The following is a 23,669-nucleotide window of genomic DNA, read 5'->3' as shown; positions in this document are numbered from 1 at the left end:
ACCCGTTTGTCAAAGCGGCGCAGTGCTGGGGTCAGCCGCAGCTTATGCGCTCGATTCGCCCCGCCTCGGAGACGACGAAATTGATGCGTCCGGGCCGCTGATCCATGGTCACCGCGTCGCCGGGGCGGATCACACGCACGGGCCCGAGGATCAGCACCTGTTCCAGCGCGGTGGCGTCCAGCCCGACCAGGCCCGCGTGATCACCTGCGCCGCAGTTGTCCGCGCCCTGGGGCGGCACTCGGGGCGGATCAGAATGATCCAAGGTGCCACAGGCGGCAAGGCTGATAAAGAGCGTCGCAAGGCAAAGGGGTCGCATGTGCGGATGGTCGCATTTCAGGCGGTGAAATCAACTCTGGTGCTTGCAACGCGGCAGCACTTACATGAGGGTTTCGCCAAAGTATCAGGAAGGATTCACCATGCGTACCCGCGCCGCCGTAGCCACCGCCGCTGGAAAGCGGCTCGAAATCATGGACGTGAACCTGGAAGGTCCACGCGCCGGTGAGGTCCTGGTCGAGATCAAGGCCACCGGCATTTGTCACACCGATGAATTCACATTGTCGGGCGCTGATCCAGAGGGCCTGTTCCCGGCGATCCTGGGCCACGAGGGCGCAGGCGTCGTGCTCGAGGTGGGTGAGGGCGTGAAAAGCCTCAAGCCCGGCGATCACGTGATCCCGCTATACACCCCCGAATGCCGCGAATGCGAATACTGCCTGAGCGGGAAAACCAACCTGTGCCAGGCGATCCGGTCTACCCAGGGGCAGGGCCTGATGCCCGATGGCACGAGCCGGTTTTCCACGCTCGATGGTGACCCGATTCTGCATTACATGGGCTGCTCGACCTTCGCCAATCATACCGTCCTGCCCGAGATCGCGTTGGCCAAGGTGCGCTCCGATGCGCCCTTCGACAAGATCTGCTACATCGGCTGTGGCGTGACCACCGGGATCGGCGCGGTCATCAACACCGCGAAGGTCGAGATCGGCGCGCGCGCCATCGTCTTCGGCCTTGGCGGCATCGGGTTGAACGTGATCCAGGGACTGCGGATGGCGGGGGCCGACCAGATCGTCGGTGTCGACCTGAACCCCGAAAAGCAGGCCATGGCCGAGCGTTTCGGCATGACGGATTTCGTCAACCCGGCCGAGGTCGAGGGCGACCTGGTCCCCTACCTGGTCGATCTGACCGGGGGCGGTGGCGATTATACCTTCGACGCCACGGGCAACGTGGACGTGATGCGCGCCGCGCTGGAATCCGCGCACAAGGGCTGGGGCGAAAGCGTCATCATCGGTGTGGCCCCCGCGGGGGCCGAGATTTCCACCCGCCCCTTCCAGCTGGTCACCGGGCGGGTCTGGCGCGGCACTGCCTTCGGTGGCGCCAAGGGCCGGACGGACGTGCCGAAAATCGTGGACTGGTACATGGACGGCAAGATCGAGATCGACCCGATGATCACCCACACCATTGGGCTGGACGAGATCAATACCGGTTTCGACCTCATGCATCGCGGTGAGTCGATCCGCTCGGTCGTCGTCTATTAATCTCATGCCTGCGGAGGGCTCATGCCGGACCCCAACAGCCTCTATGCCGTTCTGATCGACGCGGACAACGTCTCGTCCAGCCACGCCGAGGCGGTCCTCAAGGAGATCACCCAGTTCGGGGAGCCGGCCCTGCGCCGGGTCTATGGCGACTGGTCCAGCGGTCACCTGTCGGGCTGGAAGAAAACCGCGGCCGAGCTGGGGTTAGTGCAGCGGCAGTTGCCGTCGAACACAACTGGCAAGAACGCCACCGACATCGGCCTGGTCATCGACGCCATGGATATCCTGCATTCGGGCCGGTTCGACGGTTTCGTGCTGGTCAGTTCCGACAGCGATTTCACGGCACTGGCCAGCCGCATCCGCGAACAGGGCCTGTCCGTGATCGGTATCGGCGAGGCCAAGACCCCGGTCAGCCTGCGCAACACCTGCAACCGGTTCGTCCTGATCGAGAACATCGCCGAGGAGGACGCACCCCAATCGGGCAAGCGCAAACCTACCGAAGCGGTGCCATTGATCCGCCGCGCCATGGACGCGGTCGATCAGGAAAGCGAATGGGTCGGTCTGGGTGCGATCGGGCAAAAGCTCGTGGCCGACAACCCCGACTTCGACCCGCGCACCTATGGCAAGACGAAGCTCAGTGACCTTGTCGGCACACTCAAGCTGTTCGAACTGCGCCGCGGGTCCGGCAATCACATGGAAGTGCGCCGCAAGGACTGACGCCCACGCGTGTCGTCAGGGGCCGTAGCGGGCCATGAACAAATCGACGGCAGCGGTCAGGATCATCTCCAGTTCGTCGTCGTCGAACTCGGTCTGGACCCCGCAGGTGATGCGGGTGAAAATCCGAGCCTTGCAGAGTTCGGCGAACTGGTCGGCGGCCAGCAGAGGATCGTCGATCCGCAACCGGCCCGCCTGAGCGGCACAGGCAAGGTAGTGGCTGAAATGCTGACGAACCAGGCCAGGGCCCGAATCGTAGAACATGCAGCCCAGTTCGGGGAATCGTTGCGCCTCGGCGGAACAGAGTCCGACGACTTGTTGGCCGAAGCGTGAGGTCAGGAAGGTCATCAGGCTCTTGCCCGCGCGATAGAGAACCTCCTCCGGCGGGCCGTTGGTGTCGATCTCGGCCAGGGAAAGCTGCGCTTGGCGTTCGCTTTCGTGCTTGGCCACCTCGGCGAAGAGCAGGCGCTTGTCGGGGAAATAGCTGTAGAGCGTGGCCTTGGACACCCCCGCGGCGCGCGCGATCTCGTCGACCGAGGCGCCATCGTAGCCGTGGGCCATGAACACCTGACGCGCTCCCAGCAGCACCTGGTCGAACTTGCGGCCTTTCTTGATCTCGATATCGCCGTCGGCCATCTCTCCTCCGTGCGACGACTATAAACCGTCCGGTTCACTTTCAGCAAGGAAACCGCGACGTCAGCCGCGTCCCGGAACGCTTCTTGGCAGACACCGAAGATACGGAGCTTGCAATCCAACAGGAATTATACATATTAGAATTATTCTAAAAATGAGGTGTTCTCGTGATCCCCGGAATTCCATCCCGCCGCCGTTTCAAGGACCTCAACGAGCAGGAGGTCCTGGCTCTCGCCATATCATCGGAAGAGGACGACGCCCGAATCTACCGCAGCTATGCCGAGATGCTGCGCGAGGATTTCCCCTCGTCGGCCGCGGTTTTCGACGGCATGGCCGGGGAAGAAGACACGCACCGCCGCCGCCTGATTGACCTGCACGAGGTCCGATTTGGCAAGACCATTCCATTGCTGCGGCGCGAACACGTGGCCGGGTTCCATGCGCGCCGTCCGGTCTGGCTGGTCGAGAACCTCGGCCTGGAGCGGATACGCGAAGAGGCGCATCTGATGGAGCGCGACGCCCAGCGTTTTTACGAGGCTGCGGCGGCGGCCACCACCGACGCGGACACCCGCAAGCTGCTGGGCGACTTGGCTGCGGCCGAGGCGGGCCACGCCGACACCGCCGACGAACTGGAGCAGGAGCACCTGGGCGACGATGCCCGCAGCGACGAGGATTCCGAGGCGCATCGCCGTTTTGTCCTGACCTGGGTTCAGCCGGGGCTTGCCGGTCTGATGGACGGCTCGGTCTCGACGCTGGCCCCGATCTTTGCCACGGCATTCGCTACACAGGACACATGGACGACCTTTCTGGTCGGCCTGGCGGCCTCTGTCGGGGCCGGGATTTCGATGGGATTCACGGAGGCCGCTTCGGATGATGGCCAGATCTCGGGGCGCGGGTCACCCTTCAAGAGGGGTCTGGCCAGTGGCGTCATGACCACGCTGGGCGGGCTGGGCCACGCGCTGCCCTACCTGATCCCGGATTTCTGGACGGCGACCATAACCGCGCTCATCGTTGTCTTCGTCGAACTCTGGGCGATTGTCTGGATCCAGAACCGGTTCATGGACACGCCCTTTTTGCGCGCGACGTTCCAGGTCGTTTTAGGCGGGGCGCTGGTCTTTGCGGCGGGCGCGCTGATCGGCGGCGGCTAGGCGCGTCGCCAAGACCGCGGAGCCCTTGTGTCGGACCTGAAACGGCCCCGATCGTGCCTGTGCCCCTTGCCACTGGCACCGGTCCGCCGGGCCTGCTAACGCTGCCTTCATGTGGGATATCTTCCTTCAGACGCTGCCCTTCTTCGCCCTGATCGGGCTGGGCTACGGCGCGGGCCGGACCGGCTTCTTTACAGCAGAGGCCACGGCTTGGCTGACCAAGTTCGTCTTTTATTTCGCGCTCTCTGCCATGCTGTTCAGGTTCGCCGCGAACCTGTCGATTGGGGACATCTTCGACTGGTCCTTCGTGCAGGCTTACTTCTGGGGGACGCTCCTGATCTATGTCGTGGCGAATGGCGTCGCCCTGTTGCGCCGCCGCGGGATCGAAGAGGCAGCGGTTGAGGCACAATGCGCCGTGATCGGTAACGTCGGGTTTCTCGGGATTCCGATGCTGGCCATGCTACTGGGGGCCGAAGCGATCCCGGCAGTGATGATGGTCCTGTCGGTGGACCTGATCGTCTTCGGCTCGCTGATCGTGATCCTGATCACCGGGTCGCGCGACGGTCGGATGAGCCTTGGCATCCTGCGCACTGTCGGGCTGGGGCTTCTCAAGAACCCGATGATCATGTCCATCGGCATGGGGCTGATCGTTTCGGCCCTGCCATTGTCCATTCCCGGCCCCGCGGACGATTTCCTGGAAATCCTTGGCGCAGCGGCGACGCCCGGTGCGCTGTTTGCCATCGGGGCCTCGCTGGCCAGCAAGTCTGCCGAGCGGGTGGCGGTCGCCGGTTGGCTGTCCTTCGCCAAGCTGGTGCTGCATCCGGCGGCCGTTGGGTTCGCCGCGCTCTACGTGTTTCCGGTGGACCCCTATGCAGCTGGTGTCATGATTGCCGCTGCCGCCTTGCCGGTTGCCGGGAATGTCTACATTCTGGCCCAGCACTACAGCGTCGCGCCGCACAGGGTGTCGGCGTCGATCCTGATCTCGACCGCGGTCAGCGTTTTCACCGTTTCGGGCGTCATCGCCCTTGTCAGCAGCTAGGAGGGGCCATGGCCGAGCGACCCGTCTACAAGGCGCTGCGCCTGCCGCACAGGCGCAGCTTAACGGATGCCGATATGCAGGAGGCGGCCGCGAATTTCCTCGCGCTGATGCAGACCCGCCACTCGATCCGCGATTATTCCGAACGGCCGGTTCCGCGTGCCGTGATCGAACGGTGCATTGCGGCGGCGGGCACCGCGCCCAGCGGCGCCAACCAGCAGCCCTGGCATTTCGTCGCCATCTCGGACCCCGGGATGAAACACGAGATCCGCAAGGCCGCCGAGGCCGAAGAAGAGAGATTCTACGACGGTGGCGGTGGTGACGCGTGGCTGGCCGCGCTGGAACCTATCGGCACCGATGCCTCCAAGCCGCACCTGGATCTCGCGCCGTGGCTGATCGTGATCTTCGCCCAGCGCTGGGGCTATCGCGAGGGCAAACGGATCAAGCACTATTATGTTCCTGAAAGCGTCGGCATAGCCACCGGAATGCTCATCACCGCACTGCATACCGCGGGGCTGTCCTGCCTGACCCATACGCCCAACCCGATGAAGTTCCTCAACGGTCTGTGCGAACGATCTGAGAACGAGAAACCGGTCATGATCCTTGCTATCGGCCATCCGGGAGAGGACGCGACCGTCCCCGCCATTGCCAAGTCAAAGAAACCGCTGGATCAGATCATGACCACATACGAAGGAAAAAGCTGATGGAAACACTCTCCGAGAACCGCTGCTTCGGGGGAGTTCAGGGCGTCTATCGACACCGCTCGGACGCCTGCTCCTGCGATATGACCTTCGGGCTGTTCCTGCCCGAAGAGACCGGCGACGGTCCGGTGCCGTTGCTGTGGTACCTGTCGGGTCTGACCTGCACCCACGAGAACGCCATGACCAAGGCAGGCGCGCAGGCCTGGGCGGCGGATCACGGCATCGCGCTGTGTTTTCCCGACACGTCGCCGCGGGGCGAGGGGGTCGCCGACGACCCCGAATACGACATGGGCCAGGGGGCCGGTTTCTACCTGAATGCGACGCAAAAGCCTTGGACCCCCCATTTCCGGATGTGGGATTACCTAGCCGAGGAACTGCCCACGATCCTCGACAACGGTTTTGCCATCGACCCCGATCGGCAGGCGATCACCGGGCATTCCATGGGCGGCCACGGGGCGCTGACCCTGGCCATGTCCCTGCCAGGGCGGTTCCGCTCGGTCTCGGCCTTCTCGCCGATCTGCAACCCGACCGACAGCGACTGGGGCCGAAAGCAGTTCGAAGGCTACCTTGGCAGCGTCGAGGCCGGTCGCGCCCACGACGCAAGCCTGCTGATGCGCGAAAGTGGCTTCGACGGACCGGTCCTGGTCGACGTGGGCACGCGTGACGATTTCTGGGACTTGCTGCGCATGGACACACTGGCCGATGCCATGACTGCGCGGCGTCAACAGGGCCAGTTGCGCCTTCAAGAAGGCTACGACCACAGCTATTTCTTCGTTTCCAGTTTCATTGCGGATCACCTGGCCTTCCATGCCGAGGCATTGTGGGCGTGATCTTCGTCGACGGCGATGCCTGCCCCGTGAAGGCCGAGGTCGAGCGCGTCGCCACGCGCCACAAGCATCCCGTCACCATCGTGGCCAACGGCGGCCTTCGGCCCTCGGCCAATCCGCTGATCGAAACGGTCTTCGTCCCGGATGGCCCCGACGAGGCCGACAAGTGGATCGCCGAACGCTGCGGCCCCGGGGACGTGGTCGTGACCGGTGACATTCCTCTTGCGGCCCGCTGTGTCGAGACCGGTGCGTCCGTGCTCAAGCCCGATGGCGAGGAACTGACTCCACGCAACGTGGGCCAGGCGCTGGCCACCCGCGACCTGATGACCGATCTACGCGCTGCCGACCCGTTTCGCCAGGGTGGCGGCAGGGGCTTCACCAAGGCCGACCGTTCGCGTTTCCTGGACCGGCTGGAACGCCAGTTGCGGGGCGCCGGGCCGCGCTGAGCGGCCGGCCTTTTCATGGTGCCGTAGACGGGGCTTTCCGCGACCCCCGGGCGGGGCTACTGTGCCGGGCACAGCAGGAAGGAGTTCCCATGACCCCCGACGCCGTGATCTTCGACATCGGCAATGTCCTCATCGAGTGGCAGCCCGAACGATTTTATGATCGCGTGATCGGCGCGGAGCGGCGCGCGGCTTTCTTCGGGGCCATAGACCTGCACGGGATGAACGACCGGATCGACCGGGGCGAACCTTTTGCCGCAGTCATAGCCGAGGTCGCCGCCGCCAACCCCGACTGGGCCAAGGAAATCCGGATGTGGCAGGACCGATGGATCGACATGGCTGCCCCGGCAATCGACGACTCGGTGGATATATTGCGTGCATTGCGCCGCGCCGGTGTTCCGGTTTTCGCCCTGTCGAATTTCGGGATCGAGACATTCCAGATCGGGCGCGAGCACTATCCTTTCCTGGAAGAATTCGACCGTCACTACATCAGCGGGCATATGGGTGTGACCAAGCCAGATCCGCGCATCTACGAGATGGTCGAAGACGACTGCGGCGTGACGCCCGAGCGGCTCTTGTTCACGGACGATCGGCCCGAGAACATCATGGCAGCCAGCGAACGTGGCTGGCAGGCGCATCTTTTCGACGGTCCCGTCGGCTGGGCCCGACGGCTCGTCGCGGCGGGTCTCATCACGCGGGGGGCCCTTGCATGACGACAATTATACCCTTCGAGGACGGCGAGGCCGGGCTGGATTGGCTGGCGTTGACCGAGGCGCTGGCAGCCGGACACGACGGCCCGCGCGCCTCGGTCGATGACTTGTTCCTCTACCGGGACCCGGACACGCTGTTGAACCGGTCCGCCTGGATCGACGGGATGGGAATCGCGGTGAAATGCGCCACGATCTTTCCCGGTAATCCGGCCACGGGGCAGCCGATGATCAACGGGGCGGTCATGCTGTTCGCCGACAAGGGTGGCGACCTGGAGGCGATCTTGGATTTCCACCTTGTGACCAAGTGGAAGACCGCAGGCGACAGCCTTCTGGCCGCGCGTCGCCTGGCCCGGCCCGACAGCCGCAAGATCCTGATCGTCGGCGCGGGCACCGTGGGCCGGTCGCTCTGGCAGGCCTACGGCGCGGCCTTTCCGCAGGCTGAATTCACGGTCTGGAACCGGTCGCCCGAGGGGGCGGCGCGGTTCGCCGGGGATTGTCCGGGCGTCACCGTCGCCGAGGACTTGCAGGCGGCGGTCGAACAGGCCGACATCGTGACCTCGGCCACCATGAGCACTGAACCGCTGCTAAAGGGGGGCTGGCTGCAACCGGGTCAGCACATCGACCTGATCGGTGCCTATCGCCCTGACATGCGCGAGGCCGACGACACTGCGTTGCAACGGGCCCGTATCTTCGTCGACAGTTGCGACACGACGCTTGGCCACATCGGCGAGTTGCGCATTCCCCTGGAAACCGGCGCGATCACCCGCGATGATGTCGTCTCGGACTACTACGGGCTGTCCGCGTTCACCCGGCAGTCCGCGGACGAGATCACCCTGTTCAAGAACGGGGGTGGCGCGCATCTGGACCTGATGACGAGCCGCTACATCCTGGAGAGATGGCAGGGTTGAGATGGGCTGGATACTGCTGACGATCCTGGTCGCGGTCGTTGCGACATTGCCGCAGCAAGCCGAGGCGCGCCGTATCCCGGCCGCGCGGATGCGCGATGCCGCGCCGGGCCGTTTTGCCAAGCTGTCGCAGGGCGTGACGCACTACCAATGGCTGGGCCCCGCGCGTGGCCCGGTCGTGGTTGCGATTCACGGCCTTTCCACGCCCGGCCCGGTTTTTTACGCCATCGCCCGCGGGTTGGCACGGATAGGCTACCGGGTGTTGATCTACGACCTTTACGGTCGCGGTTATTCCGACGCGCCGGGCGGGGCGCAGGACCGGGGTTTCTTCCTGACCCAGCTTCAGGACCTGCTGGCGCACCAGGACCTGGAGGAGGACCTGACAGTGCTTGGCTATTCCATGGGTGGGGGCATCGCCACGGCCTTCGCTGCGGCTTGTCCGGGGCGCATGAAACGTCTGATCCTTCTGGCCTCGGCCGGTATGCGTCTGCGCGAGGATCGCCTGAACCGGTTCTGCCGGACCACGCCCTTTCTTGGCGACTGGGTTCACGCGGTGATCGTCCAGCGCCGTGAACGTCGCGCCTTGCGCCGCCAGCTGGGGCGCGACTTCGACATCGAAGGCATCGTCGAGTTGCAACTGGCCGAGTACGCAGGCCGGGGTTTTCTGCGGTCGGTCTTGTCCAGCCGCCGGCATATGCTGGCCGAAGTGCAAGAGGAGGATCACCGCCTGCTGGGCCGCGAGGGCGTACCGGTCGTTGGCATTTGGGCCGAAAAGGACGAGGTAATCCCGCTATCATCGCTGGGGATGCTGACCCAGTGGAACCGGACCGTCCGGCAGGAGGTCGTCGACGGTGCGGGCCACCAGATGCCCTTCACTCATTCCGGACAGGTGATCGCCCTGCTCAGCGAGATCCTGCGCGAAGTGGACTAGAGCGCGTTGCGTTCAGTCGCATTCACGCGACCAACTCCGACCCGTTGGTGGCGCAGGTTCGAGACGCGAGACACCGGTGCCATTCTTTCGTCACGTGATCTGGCGTTGCAGGGCAAGGGATATGCCCTGCACCCGTTAGAACGCCAGCAGCCCACCCATGATATTGCAGCCATGAAGGACGTATCCGCATCCGGATCATGTTCGGCAGCTCAGGAATGCGCGGCGCGTGGCACACCGTTGAAAGCGCCGCTCAGCGGGCCTTTTTCGCCATCGCGCCGGCAGCACGTGTCATCGTGGTTCGCCATGTGTCCTGATCTCAGCGTGCGGCTTCATGGCTGGCCGAGACATTCCGCCGCGCGTAGAATTCCAGCATCAGCCCGATCAGCACCAGGATTACGCTGATCATCAGCGGATATGAAACCGAGGTGAAAAGCGGGTTGTAGTTGATGAAGGTGAAGCCGCGTGCCTGGTCGATGGCGTGAAACAAAGGGTTCCAGTCGAACAGCGCCAGCACCGAGCTGGGCAGCGCGTTGGCCACGAACATCTTGCCGCTGGCGATCATGTTGGCCCGCGAATAGACCGACGAGGCGATGGTGACGAAGCCGGGCAGCCAGGGCTTGAGCCCAAGGAAGACGAGTCCGACCGCGCAGCCCGAGAACCAGGCCAGGATAACCATGCCCATGGCGCCGATGGGATCATGGATGGTGATTGGCGTCATGATCGTGTGGTAGAGATAGAGCACCACCGCCATGGATAGGACCTGGATGTAAAGCGCACTGAGCGCCGAGGCCGAGATCGCGACGATCGTGTTCATCGGCGCGTGTTTCATCATCGCCGAGGTGGGTCCCTCGGACCCCAGCACCGCGCCCATGGATTTGATGTGGGTCATGAACAGGAAGATCCCGGTCATGATGTAGAGCATGAAGTCACCGCGGATTGCCGTACCCTTCAGGCCCAGGACCGAGAACATGAAATAAAAGGCCAGGGCGAAGACCATGGTCTGCATGATGTTCATGAGCAGGCCGATCACCGCGTGCCGATGCTGCTTGCGAATATCGCGGACGATGGAGTGATAGATCAGCTCCAGCATTCCCAGCGCGCCGCGCGAGCGTGATTGTACCCTGTGCGTCTCGAACATCGTGACCTGCCTGCGTCGTTCCCGCGCGAAGGTGGCGCGAAAATCTTGCCAATTCCCGTCATCATAGCATAGGAGCAGCCGGGACAACGATCAACACGCAGCGCCCCCGGGGGGCGGACCGGGAGCAGGCCCTTGGATTTCGATACTCTTGTAAATGTCATGCGCCGCCTGGCGCTTGAGGCGGGCGACCTGATCATGGAGGTCTACGGCGCCCCCGATTTCGAGGTGCGGACCAAGGGTGACGAAAGCCCCGTCACCGCGGCGGACGAGGCGGCTGACGCGCATATCTCTGCGGGGCTTCGGGCGGCCTTTCCCGATGTGGCGCTGGTGACCGAAGAACAGGCGGAATCGCATGATCTGTCGGCCTCGACCTTCCTGATCGTGGACCCGCTGGACGGGACAAAGGAATTCATCCAACGGCGCGGCGATTTCACCGTGAACATCGCCTACGTGCAGAACGGCCGGCCGGTGCGCGGGGTCGTCTTTGCCCCCGCCAGGGGGCGTTTGTTCTACACCGATGCGGCCGGCAATTCGGTCGAGGAAACCGGTCCCTTCGACAAGACCTCGCCCGGCGCCACCCGCCCGGTCAGTGTCAGCACGCCGGACAATGCCGCGCTCATGGTTGTCGCCTCCAAATCGCACCGCGACCAGGCGACCGAGGACTACATCGCAAAATATGCCATCAAGGACAGCACCAGCGCGGGATCGTCGCTCAAGTTCTGCCTTGTCGCGACCGGTGAGGCCGATCTCTATCCAAGGGTGGGCCGGACCATGGAATGGGATACTGCCGCCGGTCATGCCGTGTTGGCCGGGGCGGGTGGCGAGGTGGTGCGCCTCGACGATCACCAGCCGCTTCGCTATGGCAAGGCGGGCTTCGCAAACCCCTTCTTCATCGCCCATGCCCCGGGGGTCGGGCTGAAACCCGCCTGATGTCGGTTCTTGTTGTCATCCCGGCGCGCTATGCCTCGACCCGCTACCCGGGCAAGCCGCTTGTCGCGCTGACCGGCGCGACCGGCGAGGCCAAGAGCCTGATCCAACGCTCCTGGGAGGCCGCGGCCGGTGTCTCGGGGGTTGATCGCGTGGTCGTGGCCACGGATGACGCGCGTATCCGCGATGCGGCGCAGGGGGTCGGCGCCGAGGTCGTCATGACCTCGGAGACCTGCCGTAACGGCACCGAGCGTTGCGCCGAGGCGCTGGACGCGCTGGGCGGCGGTTACGATGTTGTCGTCAACCTTCAGGGGGATGCGCCTTTGACGCCGGCCTGGTTCATCGAGGATCTGGTCGTCGCATTGGACGATCACCCGGTGGCCGAGGTTGCCACCCCGGTGCTGCGCTGCGACGGTCGGGCGCTGAACGCGCTTCTCGAGGACCGCAGCAAGGGGCGCGTGGGCGGCACCACGGCGGTTTTCGGCACCAATCACGAGGCGCTTTATTTCTCGAAGGAGGTTATCCCCTTCACGCCACGCAGCTATGCCGGGCCCGATCCGACGCCCGTGTTCCACCATGTGGGGGTCTATGCCTACCGGCCCTCGGCCTTGGCTGCCTATGCCCGTTGGCCCGTCGGTGCGCTGGAGGACCTCGAGGGCCTTGAGCAACTGCGTTTCCTCGAACGCGACGTGCCCATGCTCTGCGTCGAGGTCGAGGCGCGCGGGCGTCAGTTCTGGGAACTGAACAATCCCGAGGACGTATCCAGGATCGAAGCGATGATGGTAGAAATGAATCACCCGTGACCGGAATTCTGGACCGTTTCCGATTTGAAACCGTTTTGGGGTCATGTTTGTGACAGTATATTGTGCGATAGGATACGTGGGGATTTTGGCCCCGGCGCTGGATTTAAGAGGTTCCGAATAATGAAGAAAAGAGTGACGAAGGCGATTTTCCCGGTGGCAGGGAAGGGCACGCGGTTCCTGCCGGCCACCAAGTCGATTCCGAAGGAAATCATGACATTGGTGGACCGCCCTCTGATCCAATATGCCATCGACGAGGCCCGCGCGGCGGGGATCCGGGAGTTCATCTTCGTCACCTCGCGCGGCAAATCCGCACTCGAGGACTACTTTGACCATACGCCCGAGCTTGAGAACACCCTGCGCAAGGCCGGGAAGGAAGACCTTCTAGAGACCCTCAAGACCACCAACATGGACAGCGGGGCGATCGCCTATATCCGCCAGCACAAGGCCCTGGGGCTGGGCCATGCCGTCTGGTGCGCGCGACGCCTGATCGGGAACGAGCCCTTCGCGGTCATTCTGCCCGACGACGTGATCGCGGCCCAGACGCCCTGCCTGCAACAGATGGTCGAGGCACATGCCGAAACCGGCGGCTGCATGGTGGCCGCGATGGAGGTGCCGAAGGAGAAGACCTCATCCTACGGTGTTCTGGACGTAAAGGGTGAAATGGGCGCGACCGTTTCCATCAACGGGATGGTCGAGAAGCCCCCCGCGGACGAGGCCCCCTCGAACCTGGCGGTGATCGGGCGCTACATCCTGACCCCTGACATCATGCGCAACCTCAGCCGGATCAAGACCGGATCGGGCGGGGAGATCCAGTTGACCGATGCCATCGCCGCCGAGATCGACGAAGATCGCGAGGTCTTCGGCTACCGGTTCCGCGGCCAGCGCTTCGATTGCGGCTCAAAGGCCGGGTTCCTGCAGGCGACCGTGGCCTTTGGCCTGGCCCGCGAGGATCTGGGTGCCGAATTCGAGGAATACCTGCAGGAACTCATGTCGATGCACCGGGCGGCGCAGTAGCCCGCCATGTCCATCTTCTCGGAGATGGACGCCGCGTCGCCGCGCCTCGCGCCGCGGTCCCCGGTCTATGCCTATAGGATGCGCTGGAAGCGGCGGCGCCTCTTGTTGCGGTCGCTGCGGCGGCGGCGAGACCTTCATCGGCTTGACGTCGATCCGGCCCGGATCGCCGCCGCGCCCATCCTGGCCTTTGCGACCCTGCGCAATGAACGTGCGCGCTTGCCGCATTTCCTGGACCATCATCGCGCGCTCGGGGTGGGCCACTTCCTGATCGTGGACAACGACAGCGACGATGGAACGGCGGACTTTCTGTGCGGGCAGACGGATGTCTCGCTTTGGCGCGCCGCGGACAGCTACAAGCGGGCGCGGTTCGGCGTCGACTGGTTGACTTGCCTTCAGCTCCGTTTCGGAAACGGCAAGTGGTGCCTGACGCTTGATGCTGACGAGCTGCTGATCCTGCCGGGGGGGCGTGACCTGTGTCGGCTGACCGCCCATCTCGACGCCACTGGGCGGGAGGCCTTCGGCGCGCTGATGCTGGACCTTTTCCCGAGGGGCCCGGTGAACGACGGGACGTTCGCCACCGGGGACGATCCACGCGATCACCTGCCATGGTTCGACGCTGTCGGCTATCGCGCCCGGCGGCATGCGGTCTTTGACAACCTGTGGATCCAGGGCGGCCCGCGCGATCGGGTCTTTTTCGTCGATCAGCCCGAAAGGGCGCCGACGCTGAACAAGACCCCGCTGGTCAAGTGGCGCCGTAGCTTCGCTTATGTCACCTCGACCCACCAGGCCCTGCCATTGCGGCTCAACCGGGTGTTCGAACCCGGGCGGCCCACGGGCGTGCTGCTGCACAGTAAGTTCCTGCCGGACATCGCGGTGAAGTCCGCCGAAGAGCTGCACCGCCGCCAGCACTTCGAGAACGCGGCGCTCTATACCCGCTATCACGAGAGCCTGATCGCGGGCGTGGACCTCTGGCACCCGGGTGCGACCCGCTACGAAGGCCCGGAACAGCTTGAATCCCTTGGATTGATGAGTTCAGGTGACTGGCGCTGAGCTTGCCTAAACCTTGCAATTGTTTAATGAATGGAAGCTAATGATGCCGTCACCTGTGCCGTGCCGCACAGGTGACGCAGAGCGGGTCCGGGTGACGCCGGAAACGGGGCGGGCAGAAAGGTGAGGCTTGGGAGTCTGGCAGTCATATCGGCTTCGTTTGCAGCGCAAGCGCTCGCATCTGCGCGCGCTCCGCAAATCGCGCGAACTGCGCGTCGTGCGCGACCGGACCGACAGGATCAGGCCGAAGGATATAATCGTCTTCTCCACACTCAGGAACGAGGACATCCGGCTTCCGTACTTCCTGCAATACTATCGTGACCTCGGCGTTAACCACTTCATCATTGTGGACAATGACAGCGACGACGGCGGGTGCGAATACCTGGCCGGGCAGCCCGATGTCTCCCTCTGGACCACGACGGCAAGCTATCGCCGGGCGCGCTTCGGGGTTGATTGGCTCAATTACTTGCAGCGCAAGCATGGCCACGGCCACTGGACCCTTGTTGTTGACCCGGACGAGTTCTTCGTTTTTCCCTTCAGCGACACTCGTTCCATCAGTGCCCTGACCGACTGGTTGGAGGCTTCGGAAATCCGCTCCTTCTCGGCCATGCTGCTGGACATGTATCCCAAGGGCCGGATCGACGCGGTGCCCTACAAGCGCGGGCAGAACCCGTTGGAAATAGCATCGTGGTTCGATGCGGGCAATTACACCCTGTCCAAGAACCACCTCTATTACAATCTCTGGATCCAGGGCGGCCCGCGCGCGCGAAAGTTCTTTACCGAGGAACCCTGGCGCGCGCCCGCGCTCAACAAGACGCCGCTTGTCAAGTGGGACAAGCGCTATGCCTATGTCAGTTCCACCCACATGCTGTTGCCGCGCGGGCTGAACCTGGTCTACGACGAATGGGGCGGGGAAAAGGCGTCGGGCGTCCTGTTGCACGCCAAGTTCCTCGATACCTTCACCGAAAAGGCCCGCGAGGAACTGGAGCGCGGCCAGCACTATGCGAACGGTCACGAATACAAGGCCTATGCCGAGGGTTTGGCCGAGCACCCCGACCTCTGGTGCAAGTGGTCCGAGAAATACATCAACTGGCGGCAACTGGAAATCCTCGGCCTGATGTCCAAGGGGAACTGGGCATGAGCCTCGGGGTCGTCATGCTTGTTCACACTGCGCTGAATCGCGCCGAGCAGGTGATCCGCCACTGGTCGGCGTCGGGCTGTCCCGTAGTGATCCACGTGGATCGTAATGTTGACCGGTCGACCTATGACAGGTTCGTCCAGTCGCTCGCCGACCTGCCGGATGTCGAGTTCAGCAAGCGGCACCGCTGCGAATGGGGTACCTGGGGGCTGGTGGCGGCCTCGCAAGCGGCGTCCGAGCAATTGTTGCGCAACTTCCCCCGGGTGCGCCATGCCTACCTGGCCTCGGGTTCCTGCATGCCGCTGCGCCCGGTGGAAGACCTGCAGGATTACCTCGCCGCGCGTCCGCGCACGGATTTCATCGAAAGTGCGACCACCGCCGATGTGCCCTGGACAATCGGCGGGCTGGACGAAGAGCGTTTCACGCTGCGCTTTCCCTTCTCGTTCCGCCGGCAGCGGTTCCTTTTCGATCGCTATGTCGAGTTCCAGCGCCGTTTCAAGCTGCATCGCAAACTGCCCGAGGGGATCGTGCCGCACATGGGGTCGCAGTGGTGGTGCCTGACGCGCCAGACCCTTTCGGCGATCCTCGAAGACCCGGACCGGCCCACTTACGACAGGTATTTCCGCCGGGTCTGGATCCCCGACGAGAGCTATTTCCAGACGCTTGTGCGGCTGTATTCGCAGAACGTCGAAAGCCGATCCCTGACGCTTTCGAAGTTCGACTACCAGGGCAAACCGCACATCTTCTACGACGATCATCTTCAACTGCTGCGGCGGTCGGACTGTTTCGTCGCCCGCAAGATCTGGCCGCAAGCCGACCTGCTCTATGATACCTTCCTGAAATCGGCCAATCCCATGAAGGGGAGTGAGCCGAACCCCGGCAAGATCGATCGCATCTTTTCCAAGGCGGTGGAGCGGCGCACGCGCGGTCGGGCTGGGCTGTTCATGCAATCCCGCCTGCCTCGTGACGGACATGAGAACGGCTTTACCTCGGCGCCCTATTCGATCTTCGAGGGTTTCACCGAGTTGTTCGAGGATTTCGAGCCGTGGCTGGCCCGGGTCACCGAAACGCGGGTGCACGGGCATCTCTTTGCCGCCGAAGGTGTGGAATTCGAGGAGCGGCAACAGACCTTTGCGGGCGCGCTGTGCGACAATCCCAGGCTGCGCGATCACAACGCGCGCATGTTCCTGACAAACCTGATCTGGAATACTCGGGGCGAGCGGCAGTGTTTCCAATTTGGCCCCCGCGACAGCCAGCTTGTCAGTTGGGACCTGGCCAAGGACCCCAATGCCCAGATCAACGTGATCACTGGTGCCTGGTCGATCCCGCTGTTCTTGTCGAACCGAAATTTCTCGCAGATCAGGGCCGAGGCGGCAGAGCTTCAGCGCATCGAGTCCGAGCACCTGGAGGCCCTGCGATCGTACTGGGCGAAGGCGCGGGTGCGGATTTGGACACTGGCCGAGTTCGTCGAAAGCCCGATGGAGGCCCTGCAGACGGTGCTGGACGAGATGGGCCACAAGACGCGGCGTAGCGTGACCGAGGCGCCGCGAATGGTTGACCTGACCGGCTTTGCGCAGTTCCTCCAGAACCTCAAGAACCAGGGTATGCATCCTTACCTTATGGGCGACTTCCCGACAGACCCGGCCCCACAGCAGCCGCGCCGCCAGCAACGCAAACCCTATCTTGTCAGGTAAGACATGACCGAATTCGACTATTTCGTGGTCTTCGCCGAGATGCGGACCGGCTCGAATTTCCTTGAATCGAACATCAACGCGATGGAGGGGCTGACCTGCCATGGGGAGGCATTCAATCCCGCCTTCATCAGCTACCCCAACCGCGAAGAGACGCTTGGCGTGACCCGCGCCGAACGTGATGCTGACCCGCAGCGTTTGCTTGGGCGCATCAAGGTCGCCGAAGGGCTCAACGGGTTCCGATTCTTCAACGATCACGATCCGCGCGTGCTTGACGAGATCCTTGCAGATCCGCGGTGCGCCAAGATCGTGCTGACCCGCAACCCGGCGGAAACCTATGTCAGCCGCAAGATCGCCGAGGCCACCGGCCAGTGGAAGCTGACCAACGTCAAGCATGCCCGCGCCAGCGATGTCGTCTTCGACACGGCCGAGTTCGAGGCCCATGTTGCGGCCCTGCAGGCCTTCCAGGTGCACCTGCTGGGCAGCCTGCAGAAGACCGGCCAGGCGGCTTTCTACCTGGCCTACGAGGATTTGCAGGATGTCGACGTGATGAATGGGCTGGCCGCATTCCTCGGAAGCCCGGCGCGGCTGGACGCCCTGGACCAGAGCCTCAAGAAGCAGAACCCGGCGCCGATGTCCGAAAAGGTGCGCAATTTCGACCGGATGGAGTCGGCTCTGGCGCGGCTGGATCGCTTCAACTTGAACCGCACGCCGAATTTCGAACCCCGCCGTGGCCCTGTCGTGCCCGGCCACGTGGCGGCGGCGCAATCCCCGCTGCTGTTCATGCCGGTTCGGGGCGGCCCGAAAGAGGCCGTGCTTGATTGGCTGGCCGGTCTGGATGATGCCGGGCGCGAAGCCCTGCGCAGCGATTTCACCCAGAAGACCCTGCGCAAATGGAAGCGCGATCGGCCGGGCCATCGCAGTTTCACCGTGCTGCGCCATCCCGTTGCCCGGGCCCATGCCGCCTTTTGCGAAAAGATCCTGTCCACCGCGCCGGGCAGCTATACCGAGATACGCAAAGTGCTGCGCCAGCAGTTCAAGCTGGACCTGCCCGAGGGCGCCCCGGATGCCGCCTATACCCGCCAACGCCACCGCGCGGCCTTTCTGGGGTTCGCGGGGTTTCTCAAGGCCAACCTTGCCGGGCAGACCGCGATCCGGGTCGATCCCTACTGGGCCAGTCAGACGGCGGTGCTGCAGGGTTTTGCAGGGTTCACCCTGCCTGACATGATCCTGCGCGAGGATCGTCTGGAAGAGGGTCTTGCCGTGCTTGCCGCGCAGGTGGGCCAATCGACAATGCCCACGGTGGCTACGCCCACCGACCCGCACGCCACGCGGCTGTCGGAAATCTACGACCCCGAGATAGAATCTGCTGTGCGCGATGTTTACGCGCGCGACTACATGGGGTTCGGTTTCGGCGACTACGCCGCCTGAGAGGTCGCGTGCTCGGTCAGGATGGTGAAGAGCGTCGCGGGGTCCTCGTTCGCGCGCAGCTTGGAACAGACTGATTCGTCCCGAAGCGTCCGCGAGACCAGCGCCAGCGCCTTGAGGTGCTCGACACTGGCGGATTCAGGCGCGAAGAGGGCGAAGACCAGATCGACCGGCTGCCGATCGACGGCATTGAAATCCAGCGGCTTCTTCAGGCGAAGGAACAGGCCGCAAACGCGTTCCAGACCAGGCATCCGCGCATGTGGCAGGGCGACGCCATGGCCCACGCCGGTTGGGCCAAGGCTTTCGCGGTCCTGCAAGGCATCGACGACGGACGCGGCACCGACCTGGAAACACCCCTCGGCCATCTCGGCCAGGGAACGGAACAGCTGCTTCTTGCTGCTGGCGGCCGAAATGACCTTCGTGCCCTCGGCGGGCAAGATTTCCGAGATTTGCATCTGTCGCTCGCTTTCCGTCTTGGACTGGCGGACGGATCAGCCCGAATTGCGCGGGTCGATCCAACCGATATTGCCATCGTCGCGGCGGTAGACGACGTTGACCCCGCCATGTCCTTCGTTGCGGAATACCTGTAGCGGGGCATCCGACAGCTCCATCTGCATGACCGCCTCTCCGACAGAGAGGGAGGGAATCCGTGTCTCCATCTCGGCCACGATCATGGAACTGACGTTGTCCGGCCCGGCATCCTCCGAGTCGCTGTTTGACGCGAGGATATAGGCACCGGCTTGCGAAACTTCAACCGGCTTGGCGCGCTCCTTGTGGTGGTCCTTGAGGCGCCGTTTGTAGCGTCTGAGTTGCTTGTCCATCTTGTCGCGTGCCGCGTCGAAGGCGGCGTATATCTCGTGCGACTGGCCTTTGGCCTGAGTGGTCAGGCCAGTCGACAGATGCACGACGGCCTCGCAGTTGAAGGCGCTCCCGCTCTTGGAAAAGATCACGTTGGCATCGGTGGGGCGGCCCGCATATTTCTCGAACACATCGCCCAGTTCCGTTTGAACGTGGGTTTGCAGGGCCTCTCCGATATCAATCTGCTTGCCAGTGATCTGATAGCGCATTTCTTCTCCTTCCAGGTTGCGACAGCGAGTATGGCGCGGGACATCTCCGCCCGGCCTCAGGTCATGCTGTCGTGATGGACGACACGCGGGTTTCGTGGCTTGAACGAACCCATCGCCGGAAAGGCGATTCCAGAGCAGCCAAGGATTACTGTCCGTGTCATCACCCTCAGTTGGCGACAGGTCGGGCGGGCTTGTCAATGGCCTAGCGCGGCCCGCGCGGCCGGCCGCCGTCAGCGCACACGGAAGCTGTCGCCGAGGTAGACGCGGCGCACGTTCTCGTTCGCGATGACCTCGTCGGCGGTGCCACTCATCAGCACCTTGCCGTCATGCAGGATATAGGCACGGTCGACGATCTGCAGGGTTTCGCGCACGTTGTGGTCGGTTATCAGAACGCCGATGCCGCGTTTGCGCAGGTCGGCGACCAGGTGACGGATCTCGCCCACGGCGATGGGGTCCACCCCGGCAAAGGGCTCGTCCAGCAGCACGTACTTGGGCCCGGCGGCCAGGCAGCGGGCAATTTCGGCCCGGCGCCGTTCACCACCCGACAGGGCCATGGCCGGGGCCTGGCGCAGGTGCTCGATCGAGAACTCGCTGAGCAGTTCCTCCAGCCGCTCGCGGCGCCGGCGCCGGTCCTTTACCGAGATTTCGAGGATGGCCATGATGTTGTCCTCGACCGAAAGCCCGCGGAAGATCGACATTTCCTGCGGCAGGTAGCCGATTCCCAGCTTGGCGCGGCGATACATCGGCAGCGTCGTCACGTCACGCCCGTCGATCACGACCTGTCCGCCCTCGGGGGTGATGAGCCCTGCGATGGCGTAAAAGCAGGTCGTCTTGCCAGACCCATTGGGCCCCAGCAGCGCGACGACCTCGCCGCGGCCCAAGTCCATGCTCACATCTCGGATGACAAGACGCTTGCGGTAGGCCTTGCGCAGATGATGGATATGCAAGCCGGCGCCGCCCTCGGTGACGCTCAGTCCCGATGTTTCGGCCATTCTAGCCATCTTCCGGGGTCAGGATCGTGCGCACCCGGCCTTCCATCCGGGCGCTGCCGGTGCCCAGGTCGACACGCATCCGGTCCGCCGACAGGGCGCTGGCCCCCTGCGTCACCAGCACCTCGCCCTGCAACAGCAGCGTCCCGCCGGCAATGTCGTAATCGGCGCGCTGGGCCTCGGCGGCCTCGGTCGGGGTCACGAAGGTGACACCCCCCGAGGCGGTCAGGCTGTCGATCTCGCCGGTCTGATCGTTGTAGTTTACACGAACCTGCGCTGCGGCCAGGCGCAGATCACCCTGGCCGATCTCGACATTGCCCGAGAAGGTGGCGATGCCGGTGTTCTGGTCCACCTCCAGGCTGTCTGCCGTGATCTCCACCGGCGCGGTCGGGTCGGCGTTCACCGCCCCCAGCGTCAGGTTGGTCTGCGCCATGGCCCCAGTGCCGATCGCGGGCGCCGCGACGGCCAGTGTGATGAAAAGGGCCACGGCCCGGATCTTGAAGAAATGCACGTTTCTAATCCCCTTGCCGTGGTTGGTATACCAGCCGAACGCCGTCGTGGAAAAGCATCCTTTGCCCGGTTTGCGCATCGGGGGTGTCGATCAGCAGCTTCCCGGCGGTCAGTGCGCCGAAGGGCGTGCGGACCTCGAGGGCGCCCTCCGATACGATCCGGCCCGCGGCAATATCGGCTGCAAGGCCCGAAGTTTCCATTTCGTAGCCGTTCGAGGTGGTGATCCGGGTCAGCCCGAAAAGCCGGGCGTGCTGGGTTTCGCTGTTCACCTCGCCATTGCCGGCGCGGATCGCGATGTCGACGCCACCGGCCGAGGTGATATCCGCGCGCATGTCATCGATTTGGATGAGCGGGCCCTTGGGCCGGGCCTGCCCGGCCGTGACCTCGATGATCGACCCGTCTTCGGCCATGCCGGTGATCTGTGCGCCCGAGACGCGGGGATCGCGGGCGATCTCCTCAATCTCGGCGTAGGGTATGTCACCGCCGGGCAGCGGTGCGCGCGCCAGCAGGAAGACGGTCGACATCAGGGCGAGCGCAGCCAGCGGCAGGCCCACCTTGAGGATGGCAACCCACCGCGAACGAAGTTGATCGGCAGGTGCCATGTCAGACCACGCCCGCCCTCAGGCAGTCATGGATATGCAGGATTCCCACCACCCGACGCGACGCTTCCGGGTCGACGACGAACAGGCAGGTGATCTTGTTGTCCTCCATCACCGCGACGGCCTCTTCGGCCATGGCGTCGGGGCCGATGGTCCGCGGGTCACTGGTCATGACCTGGCTCGCAGTTCGATCCAGCAGACCGGCCATGTTCCGTCGCAGGTCGCCATCGGTCACCACGCCTGCAAGGTCGCCCTCGTGATCAAGCACGCCGACCACGCCGAAACCCTTCTGGCTGATCGTCAGCAGGCAGTCGCTCATGGGGGTGTCGGTGCCAGCCAGTGGCATCCGGTCGGCCCCGTGCATCAGGTCGCGCACCCGCGCAAGCCGTGAGCCGAGCTTGCCGCCCGGGTGATAGGCGCGGAAATCCTCGGCCGTGAAGGCGCGATGGTCCATCAGGGATACTGCCAGCGCATCGCCAAGGGCGAGGGTCATGGTGGTGGAATTCGTCGGAACCACGCCGGTCGTGCAGGCCTCGCCCGTGCGGGGCATCGCGATCAGGATGTCCGATTCGCGGCCCAGAGTGCTTTCGGCGCGACTGGTCACCCCGATCAGCGGGATGCCGAAGCGGCGGGTATAGGCCAGCAGGTTGGCCAGCTCGGGGGCTTCGCCCGAGTTGGAGATCGCCAGCACCACGTCCGAGCGGGTGATCATGCCCAGGTCGCCGTGGCTGGCCTCGGCGGGGTGCACGAATTGTGCCGGCGTGCCGGTGCTGGCGAAGGTCGCGGCAATCTTGCGCGCGATATGGCCCGACTTGCCGATCCCGGAAACAATCACGCGCCCGGGGGTTTCGAGGATCTTCTCGACGGCCGCCGAAAAGCCGCCATCGAGGCCGTCTGCCAGGGTTTCCAGCGCGGTGGCCTCGGTTCGGATGACGCGGCGGGCAGTGTCGAGGAACTTGGTCGCGCGGTCCATGTCCGGGTCCATGTCAGTGGGCGAAAATGTCGATTTCCGGCCAACCGGCCAGGTCCAGGCGCGCTCGCATGGGCAGGAAGTCGAAGCAGGCCGCGGCCATCTCGGTGCGGCTTTCGCGGGCCAGTCGGGCATCCAAGGCGTCTTTCAGCCGGTGCAGGTAAAGCACGTCCGAGGCGGCATAGTCCAGTTGTGCTGCCGTCAGCCGGGTCGCGCCCCAGTCGCTCTGCTGCTGGTGCTTGGAAATGTCGATGTCGAGCAGTTCCTGCAGCAGGTTCTTGAGGCCGTGCCTGTCGGTGTAGGTGCGGGTCAGCTTGCTGGCGATCTTGGTGCAGTAGACCGGCGCGGCCAGTGCGCCGAAGGCGTGATCCAGCGCGGCGATGTCGAAGCGTCCGAAATGGAACAGCTTCAGCACTTTCGGATCGGTAAGCATCCGGCACAGGTTGGGCGCCTCTGTCTGGCCTTTTTCGACCTGCACGAGGTGACAGTCGCCATCGCCCGACGACATCTGCACAAGGCACAGCCGGTCACGGTGCGGGTTCAGGCCCATCGTTTCACAGTCGATCGCGACGATGGGGCCAAGGTTCAGCCCGTCGGGCAGGTCGCGTCTGTAAAGGTGATTAGCCATCGTTTCCATCATCTCCTGCTAGGGGAGGGATGGTGCCCAGAAGAGGACTCGAACCTCCACGTCCATACGGACACCAGCACCTGAAGCTGGCGCGTCTACCAATTCCGCCATCTGGGCACAGATGTCGTGGAAGCGGCGTTTACGCCCGCTGA

The 23,669-nt window shown here is 64.0% G+C and carries 27 protein-coding genes and 1 tRNA gene; 17 read left to right on the top strand and 11 right to left on the bottom strand.

Annotated elements, in window-relative coordinates; all coding sequences use genetic code 11:
* Positions 1 to 31: 31 nt before the first annotated feature.
* Positions 32 to 316, bottom strand: coding sequence for an I78 family peptidase inhibitor (locus VJ897_RS07565; RefSeq protein WP_324054721.1), 285 nt, complete (start codon positions 314 to 316; stop codon positions 32 to 34).
* A gap of 100 nt (positions 317 to 416) precedes the next feature.
* Here VJ897_RS07565 and VJ897_RS07560 point away from each other — a divergent pair, with 100 nt between their 5' ends.
* Together VJ897_RS07560 and VJ897_RS07555 are read left to right on the top strand one after the other, a co-directional pair.
* Positions 417 to 1,529, top strand: a complete 1,113-nt coding sequence (locus VJ897_RS07560) for an S-(hydroxymethyl)glutathione dehydrogenase/class III alcohol dehydrogenase (protein ID WP_324054719.1) — start codon at positions 417 to 419, stop codon at positions 1,527 to 1,529.
* Positions 1,530 to 1,550: 21 nt separating this feature from the next.
* The gene (locus tag VJ897_RS07555) at positions 1,551 to 2,243 is read left to right on the top strand and encodes an NYN domain-containing protein (protein ID WP_324054717.1); all 693 of its coding nucleotides are present in this window, start codon (positions 1,551 to 1,553) and stop codon (positions 2,241 to 2,243) included.
* A gap of 15 nt (positions 2,244 to 2,258) precedes the next feature.
* Here the strand turns inward: VJ897_RS07555 and VJ897_RS07550 are convergent, their stop codons facing one another.
* The gene (locus VJ897_RS07550; protein WP_324054715.1) at positions 2,259 to 2,876 is read right to left on the bottom strand and encodes a TetR/AcrR family transcriptional regulator; all 618 of its coding nucleotides are present in this window, start codon (positions 2,874 to 2,876) and stop codon (positions 2,259 to 2,261) included.
* A gap of 164 nt (positions 2,877 to 3,040) precedes the next feature.
* On the opposite strand from VJ897_RS07550, the gene mbfA reads away from it, so the two are divergent.
* From mbfA to VJ897_RS07510, 8 genes are all read left to right on the top strand, one after another.
* A complete protein-coding gene (gene mbfA / locus VJ897_RS07545; RefSeq protein ID WP_324054713.1) occupies positions 3,041 to 4,018 on the top strand; it encodes an iron exporter MbfA in 978 nt (325 codons plus the stop codon).
* Positions 4,019 to 4,127: 109 nt separating this feature from the next.
* A complete protein-coding gene (locus VJ897_RS07540; RefSeq protein ID WP_324054712.1) occupies positions 4,128 to 5,054 on the top strand; it encodes an AEC family transporter in 927 nt (308 codons plus the stop codon).
* An 8-nt stretch (positions 5,055 to 5,062) separates the two neighbouring features.
* Complete coding sequence (locus tag VJ897_RS07535; RefSeq protein WP_324054710.1) at positions 5,063 to 5,755, top strand: nitroreductase family protein; 693 nt, start codon at positions 5,063 to 5,065, stop codon at positions 5,753 to 5,755.
* Positions 5,755 to 6,582 (top strand): S-formylglutathione hydrolase, encoded by an 828-nt coding sequence (gene fghA, locus VJ897_RS07530; protein WP_324054709.1) that lies wholly within the window; start codon positions 5,755 to 5,757, stop codon positions 6,580 to 6,582. Before VJ897_RS07535 ends, fghA begins: the two co-directional genes overlap by 1 nt.
* The gene (locus tag VJ897_RS07525) at positions 6,579 to 7,025 is read left to right on the top strand and encodes a YaiI/YqxD family protein (RefSeq protein WP_414706703.1); all 447 of its coding nucleotides are present in this window, start codon (positions 6,579 to 6,581) and stop codon (positions 7,023 to 7,025) included. The genes fghA and VJ897_RS07525 overlap by 4 nt, the downstream gene beginning before the upstream one ends.
* 89 nt (positions 7,026 to 7,114) lie before the next feature.
* Positions 7,115 to 7,735 carry an HAD family hydrolase gene (locus VJ897_RS07520; protein WP_324054705.1) on the top strand — a complete coding sequence of 207 codons (621 nt, stop codon included), beginning with the start codon at positions 7,115 to 7,117 and terminating at the stop codon, positions 7,733 to 7,735.
* A complete protein-coding gene (locus VJ897_RS07515; protein WP_324054702.1) occupies positions 7,732 to 8,640 on the top strand; it encodes an ornithine cyclodeaminase family protein in 909 nt (302 codons plus the stop codon). Before VJ897_RS07520 ends, VJ897_RS07515 begins: the two co-directional genes overlap by 4 nt.
* A gap of 1 nt (position 8,641) precedes the next feature.
* A complete protein-coding gene (locus VJ897_RS07510; RefSeq protein WP_324054700.1) occupies positions 8,642 to 9,568 on the top strand; it encodes an alpha/beta fold hydrolase in 927 nt (308 codons plus the stop codon).
* A gap of 316 nt (positions 9,569 to 9,884) precedes the next feature.
* Here VJ897_RS07510 and VJ897_RS07505 read toward each other — a convergent pair whose 3' ends face one another.
* On the bottom strand, positions 9,885 to 10,706 hold the full coding sequence (locus tag VJ897_RS07505; RefSeq protein ID WP_324054698.1) for an ABC transporter permease: 822 nt from the start codon (positions 10,704 to 10,706) through the stop codon (positions 9,885 to 9,887).
* A 132-nt stretch (positions 10,707 to 10,838) separates the two neighbouring features.
* Here VJ897_RS07505 and cysQ point away from each other — a divergent pair, with 132 nt between their 5' ends.
* From cysQ to VJ897_RS07470, 7 genes are all read left to right on the top strand, one after another.
* Positions 10,839 to 11,636 carry a 3'(2'),5'-bisphosphate nucleotidase CysQ gene (gene cysQ, locus VJ897_RS07500; protein ID WP_324054697.1) on the top strand — a complete coding sequence of 266 codons (798 nt, stop codon included), beginning with the start codon at positions 10,839 to 10,841 and terminating at the stop codon, positions 11,634 to 11,636.
* Complete coding sequence (locus VJ897_RS07495) at positions 11,636 to 12,436, top strand: 3-deoxy-manno-octulosonate cytidylyltransferase (RefSeq protein WP_324054694.1); 801 nt, start codon at positions 11,636 to 11,638, stop codon at positions 12,434 to 12,436. The genes cysQ and VJ897_RS07495 overlap by 1 nt, the downstream gene beginning before the upstream one ends.
* A 120-nt stretch (positions 12,437 to 12,556) precedes the next feature.
* Positions 12,557 to 13,450 carry a UTP--glucose-1-phosphate uridylyltransferase GalU gene (gene galU / locus VJ897_RS07490; RefSeq protein WP_324054693.1) on the top strand — a complete coding sequence of 298 codons (894 nt, stop codon included), beginning with the start codon at positions 12,557 to 12,559 and terminating at the stop codon, positions 13,448 to 13,450.
* A gap of 6 nt (positions 13,451 to 13,456) precedes the next feature.
* Entirely contained in the window at positions 13,457 to 14,500 is a 1,044-nt protein-coding gene (locus tag VJ897_RS07485) for a glycosyltransferase family 2 protein (RefSeq protein ID WP_324054691.1), read from the top strand.
* Positions 14,501 to 14,627: 127 nt separating this feature from the next.
* A complete protein-coding gene (locus tag VJ897_RS07480; RefSeq protein ID WP_324054689.1) occupies positions 14,628 to 15,638 on the top strand; it encodes a glycosyltransferase family 2 protein in 1,011 nt (336 codons plus the stop codon).
* On the top strand, positions 15,635 to 17,329 hold the full coding sequence (locus VJ897_RS07475) for a DUF5927 domain-containing protein (RefSeq protein ID WP_324054686.1): 1,695 nt from the start codon (positions 15,635 to 15,637) through the stop codon (positions 17,327 to 17,329). The genes VJ897_RS07480 and VJ897_RS07475 overlap by 4 nt, the downstream gene beginning before the upstream one ends.
* A 3-nt stretch (positions 17,330 to 17,332) precedes the next feature.
* Entirely contained in the window at positions 17,333 to 18,757 is a 1,425-nt protein-coding gene (locus tag VJ897_RS07470) for a sulfotransferase family 2 domain-containing protein (protein WP_324054685.1), read from the top strand.
* On the opposite strand, the gene VJ897_RS07465 is transcribed toward VJ897_RS07470, so the two are convergent.
* The 8 genes from VJ897_RS07465 to VJ897_RS07430 form a co-directional block, all read right to left on the bottom strand.
* Complete coding sequence (locus tag VJ897_RS07465; RefSeq protein WP_324054684.1) at positions 18,745 to 19,209, bottom strand: PTS sugar transporter subunit IIA; 465 nt, start codon at positions 19,207 to 19,209, stop codon at positions 18,745 to 18,747. The two genes, VJ897_RS07470 and VJ897_RS07465, sit on opposite strands and share 13 nt — an antisense overlap.
* Before the next feature lie 36 nt (positions 19,210 to 19,245).
* A complete protein-coding gene (gene hpf / locus VJ897_RS07460; protein WP_324054682.1) occupies positions 19,246 to 19,821 on the bottom strand; it encodes a ribosome hibernation-promoting factor, HPF/YfiA family in 576 nt (191 codons plus the stop codon).
* 230 nt (positions 19,822 to 20,051) lie between these two features.
* The gene (lptB, locus tag VJ897_RS07455) at positions 20,052 to 20,813 is read right to left on the bottom strand and encodes an LPS export ABC transporter ATP-binding protein (protein ID WP_324054680.1); all 762 of its coding nucleotides are present in this window, start codon (positions 20,811 to 20,813) and stop codon (positions 20,052 to 20,054) included.
* A gap of 1 nt (position 20,814) precedes the next feature.
* Positions 20,815 to 21,321 (bottom strand): lipopolysaccharide transport periplasmic protein LptA, encoded by a 507-nt coding sequence (gene lptA, locus VJ897_RS07450; protein WP_324054678.1) that lies wholly within the window; start codon positions 21,319 to 21,321, stop codon positions 20,815 to 20,817.
* Between the two features lie 4 nt (positions 21,322 to 21,325).
* Positions 21,326 to 21,922 (bottom strand): hypothetical protein, encoded by a 597-nt coding sequence (locus tag VJ897_RS07445; protein ID WP_324054677.1) that lies wholly within the window; start codon positions 21,920 to 21,922, stop codon positions 21,326 to 21,328.
* A gap of 1 nt (position 21,923) precedes the next feature.
* On the bottom strand, positions 21,924 to 22,892 hold the full coding sequence (locus VJ897_RS07440; protein ID WP_324054675.1) for a KpsF/GutQ family sugar-phosphate isomerase: 969 nt from the start codon (positions 22,890 to 22,892) through the stop codon (positions 21,924 to 21,926).
* A 13-nt stretch (positions 22,893 to 22,905) separates the two neighbouring features.
* On the bottom strand, positions 22,906 to 23,517 hold the full coding sequence (locus VJ897_RS07435) for a ribonuclease D (protein WP_324054673.1): 612 nt from the start codon (positions 23,515 to 23,517) through the stop codon (positions 22,906 to 22,908).
* 30 nt (positions 23,518 to 23,547) lie between these two features.
* A tRNA-Leu gene (locus VJ897_RS07430) sits at positions 23,548 to 23,634 on the bottom strand.
* Positions 23,635 to 23,669: the final 35 nt, after the last annotated feature.

The organism is Salibaculum sp. (assembly GCF_035270045.1).
GTDB lineage: Bacteria > Pseudomonadota > Alphaproteobacteria > Rhodobacterales > Rhodobacteraceae > Salibaculum.
This window is presented reverse-complemented; position numbering and strand designations above follow the sequence as displayed.

Bases quoted from the DNA above. Each gene is read 5' to 3' on its own strand.
- VJ897_RS07565 (WP_324054721.1), bottom strand. From the start codon at position 316: ATGCGACCCCTTTGCCTTGCGACGCTCTTTATCAGCCTTGCCGCCTGT.
- VJ897_RS07560 (WP_324054719.1), top strand. From the start codon at position 417: ATGCGTACCCGCGCCGCCGTAGCCACCGCCGCTGGAAAGCGGCTCGAA.
- VJ897_RS07555 (WP_324054717.1), top strand. From the start codon at position 1,551: ATGCCGGACCCCAACAGCCTCTATGCCGTTCTGATCGACGCGGACAAC.
- VJ897_RS07550 (WP_324054715.1), bottom strand. From the start codon at position 2,876: ATGGCCGACGGCGATATCGAGATCAAGAAAGGCCGCAAGTTCGACCAG.
- VJ897_RS07540 (WP_324054712.1), top strand. From the start codon at position 4,128: ATGTGGGATATCTTCCTTCAGACGCTGCCCTTCTTCGCCCTGATCGGG.
- VJ897_RS07535 (WP_324054710.1), top strand. From the start codon at position 5,063: ATGGCCGAGCGACCCGTCTACAAGGCGCTGCGCCTGCCGCACAGGCGC.
- fghA (WP_324054709.1), top strand. From the start codon at position 5,755: ATGGAAACACTCTCCGAGAACCGCTGCTTCGGGGGAGTTCAGGGCGTC.
- VJ897_RS07520 (WP_324054705.1), top strand. From the start codon at position 7,115: ATGACCCCCGACGCCGTGATCTTCGACATCGGCAATGTCCTCATCGAG.
- VJ897_RS07515 (WP_324054702.1), top strand. From the start codon at position 7,732: ATGACGACAATTATACCCTTCGAGGACGGCGAGGCCGGGCTGGATTGG.
- VJ897_RS07510 (WP_324054700.1), top strand. From the start codon at position 8,642: ATGGGCTGGATACTGCTGACGATCCTGGTCGCGGTCGTTGCGACATTG.
- VJ897_RS07505 (WP_324054698.1), bottom strand. From the start codon at position 10,706: ATGTTCGAGACGCACAGGGTACAATCACGCTCGCGCGGCGCGCTGGGA.
- VJ897_RS07495 (WP_324054694.1), top strand. From the start codon at position 11,636: ATGTCGGTTCTTGTTGTCATCCCGGCGCGCTATGCCTCGACCCGCTAC.
- galU (WP_324054693.1), top strand. From the start codon at position 12,557: ATGAAGAAAAGAGTGACGAAGGCGATTTTCCCGGTGGCAGGGAAGGGC.
- VJ897_RS07485 (WP_324054691.1), top strand. From the start codon at position 13,457: ATGTCCATCTTCTCGGAGATGGACGCCGCGTCGCCGCGCCTCGCGCCG.
- VJ897_RS07475 (WP_324054686.1), top strand. From the start codon at position 15,635: ATGAGCCTCGGGGTCGTCATGCTTGTTCACACTGCGCTGAATCGCGCC.
- VJ897_RS07470 (WP_324054685.1), top strand. From the start codon at position 17,333: ATGACCGAATTCGACTATTTCGTGGTCTTCGCCGAGATGCGGACCGGC.
- VJ897_RS07465 (WP_324054684.1), bottom strand. From the start codon at position 19,209: ATGCAAATCTCGGAAATCTTGCCCGCCGAGGGCACGAAGGTCATTTCG.
- hpf (WP_324054682.1), bottom strand. From the start codon at position 19,821: ATGCGCTATCAGATCACTGGCAAGCAGATTGATATCGGAGAGGCCCTG.
- lptB (WP_324054680.1), bottom strand. From the start codon at position 20,813: ATGGCCGAAACATCGGGACTGAGCGTCACCGAGGGCGGCGCCGGCTTG.
- VJ897_RS07445 (WP_324054677.1), bottom strand. From the start codon at position 21,922: ATGGCACCTGCCGATCAACTTCGTTCGCGGTGGGTTGCCATCCTCAAG.
- VJ897_RS07440 (WP_324054675.1), bottom strand. From the start codon at position 22,892: ATGGACCGCGCGACCAAGTTCCTCGACACTGCCCGCCGCGTCATCCGA.
- VJ897_RS07435 (WP_324054673.1), bottom strand. From the start codon at position 23,517: ATGGCTAATCACCTTTACAGACGCGACCTGCCCGACGGGCTGAACCTT.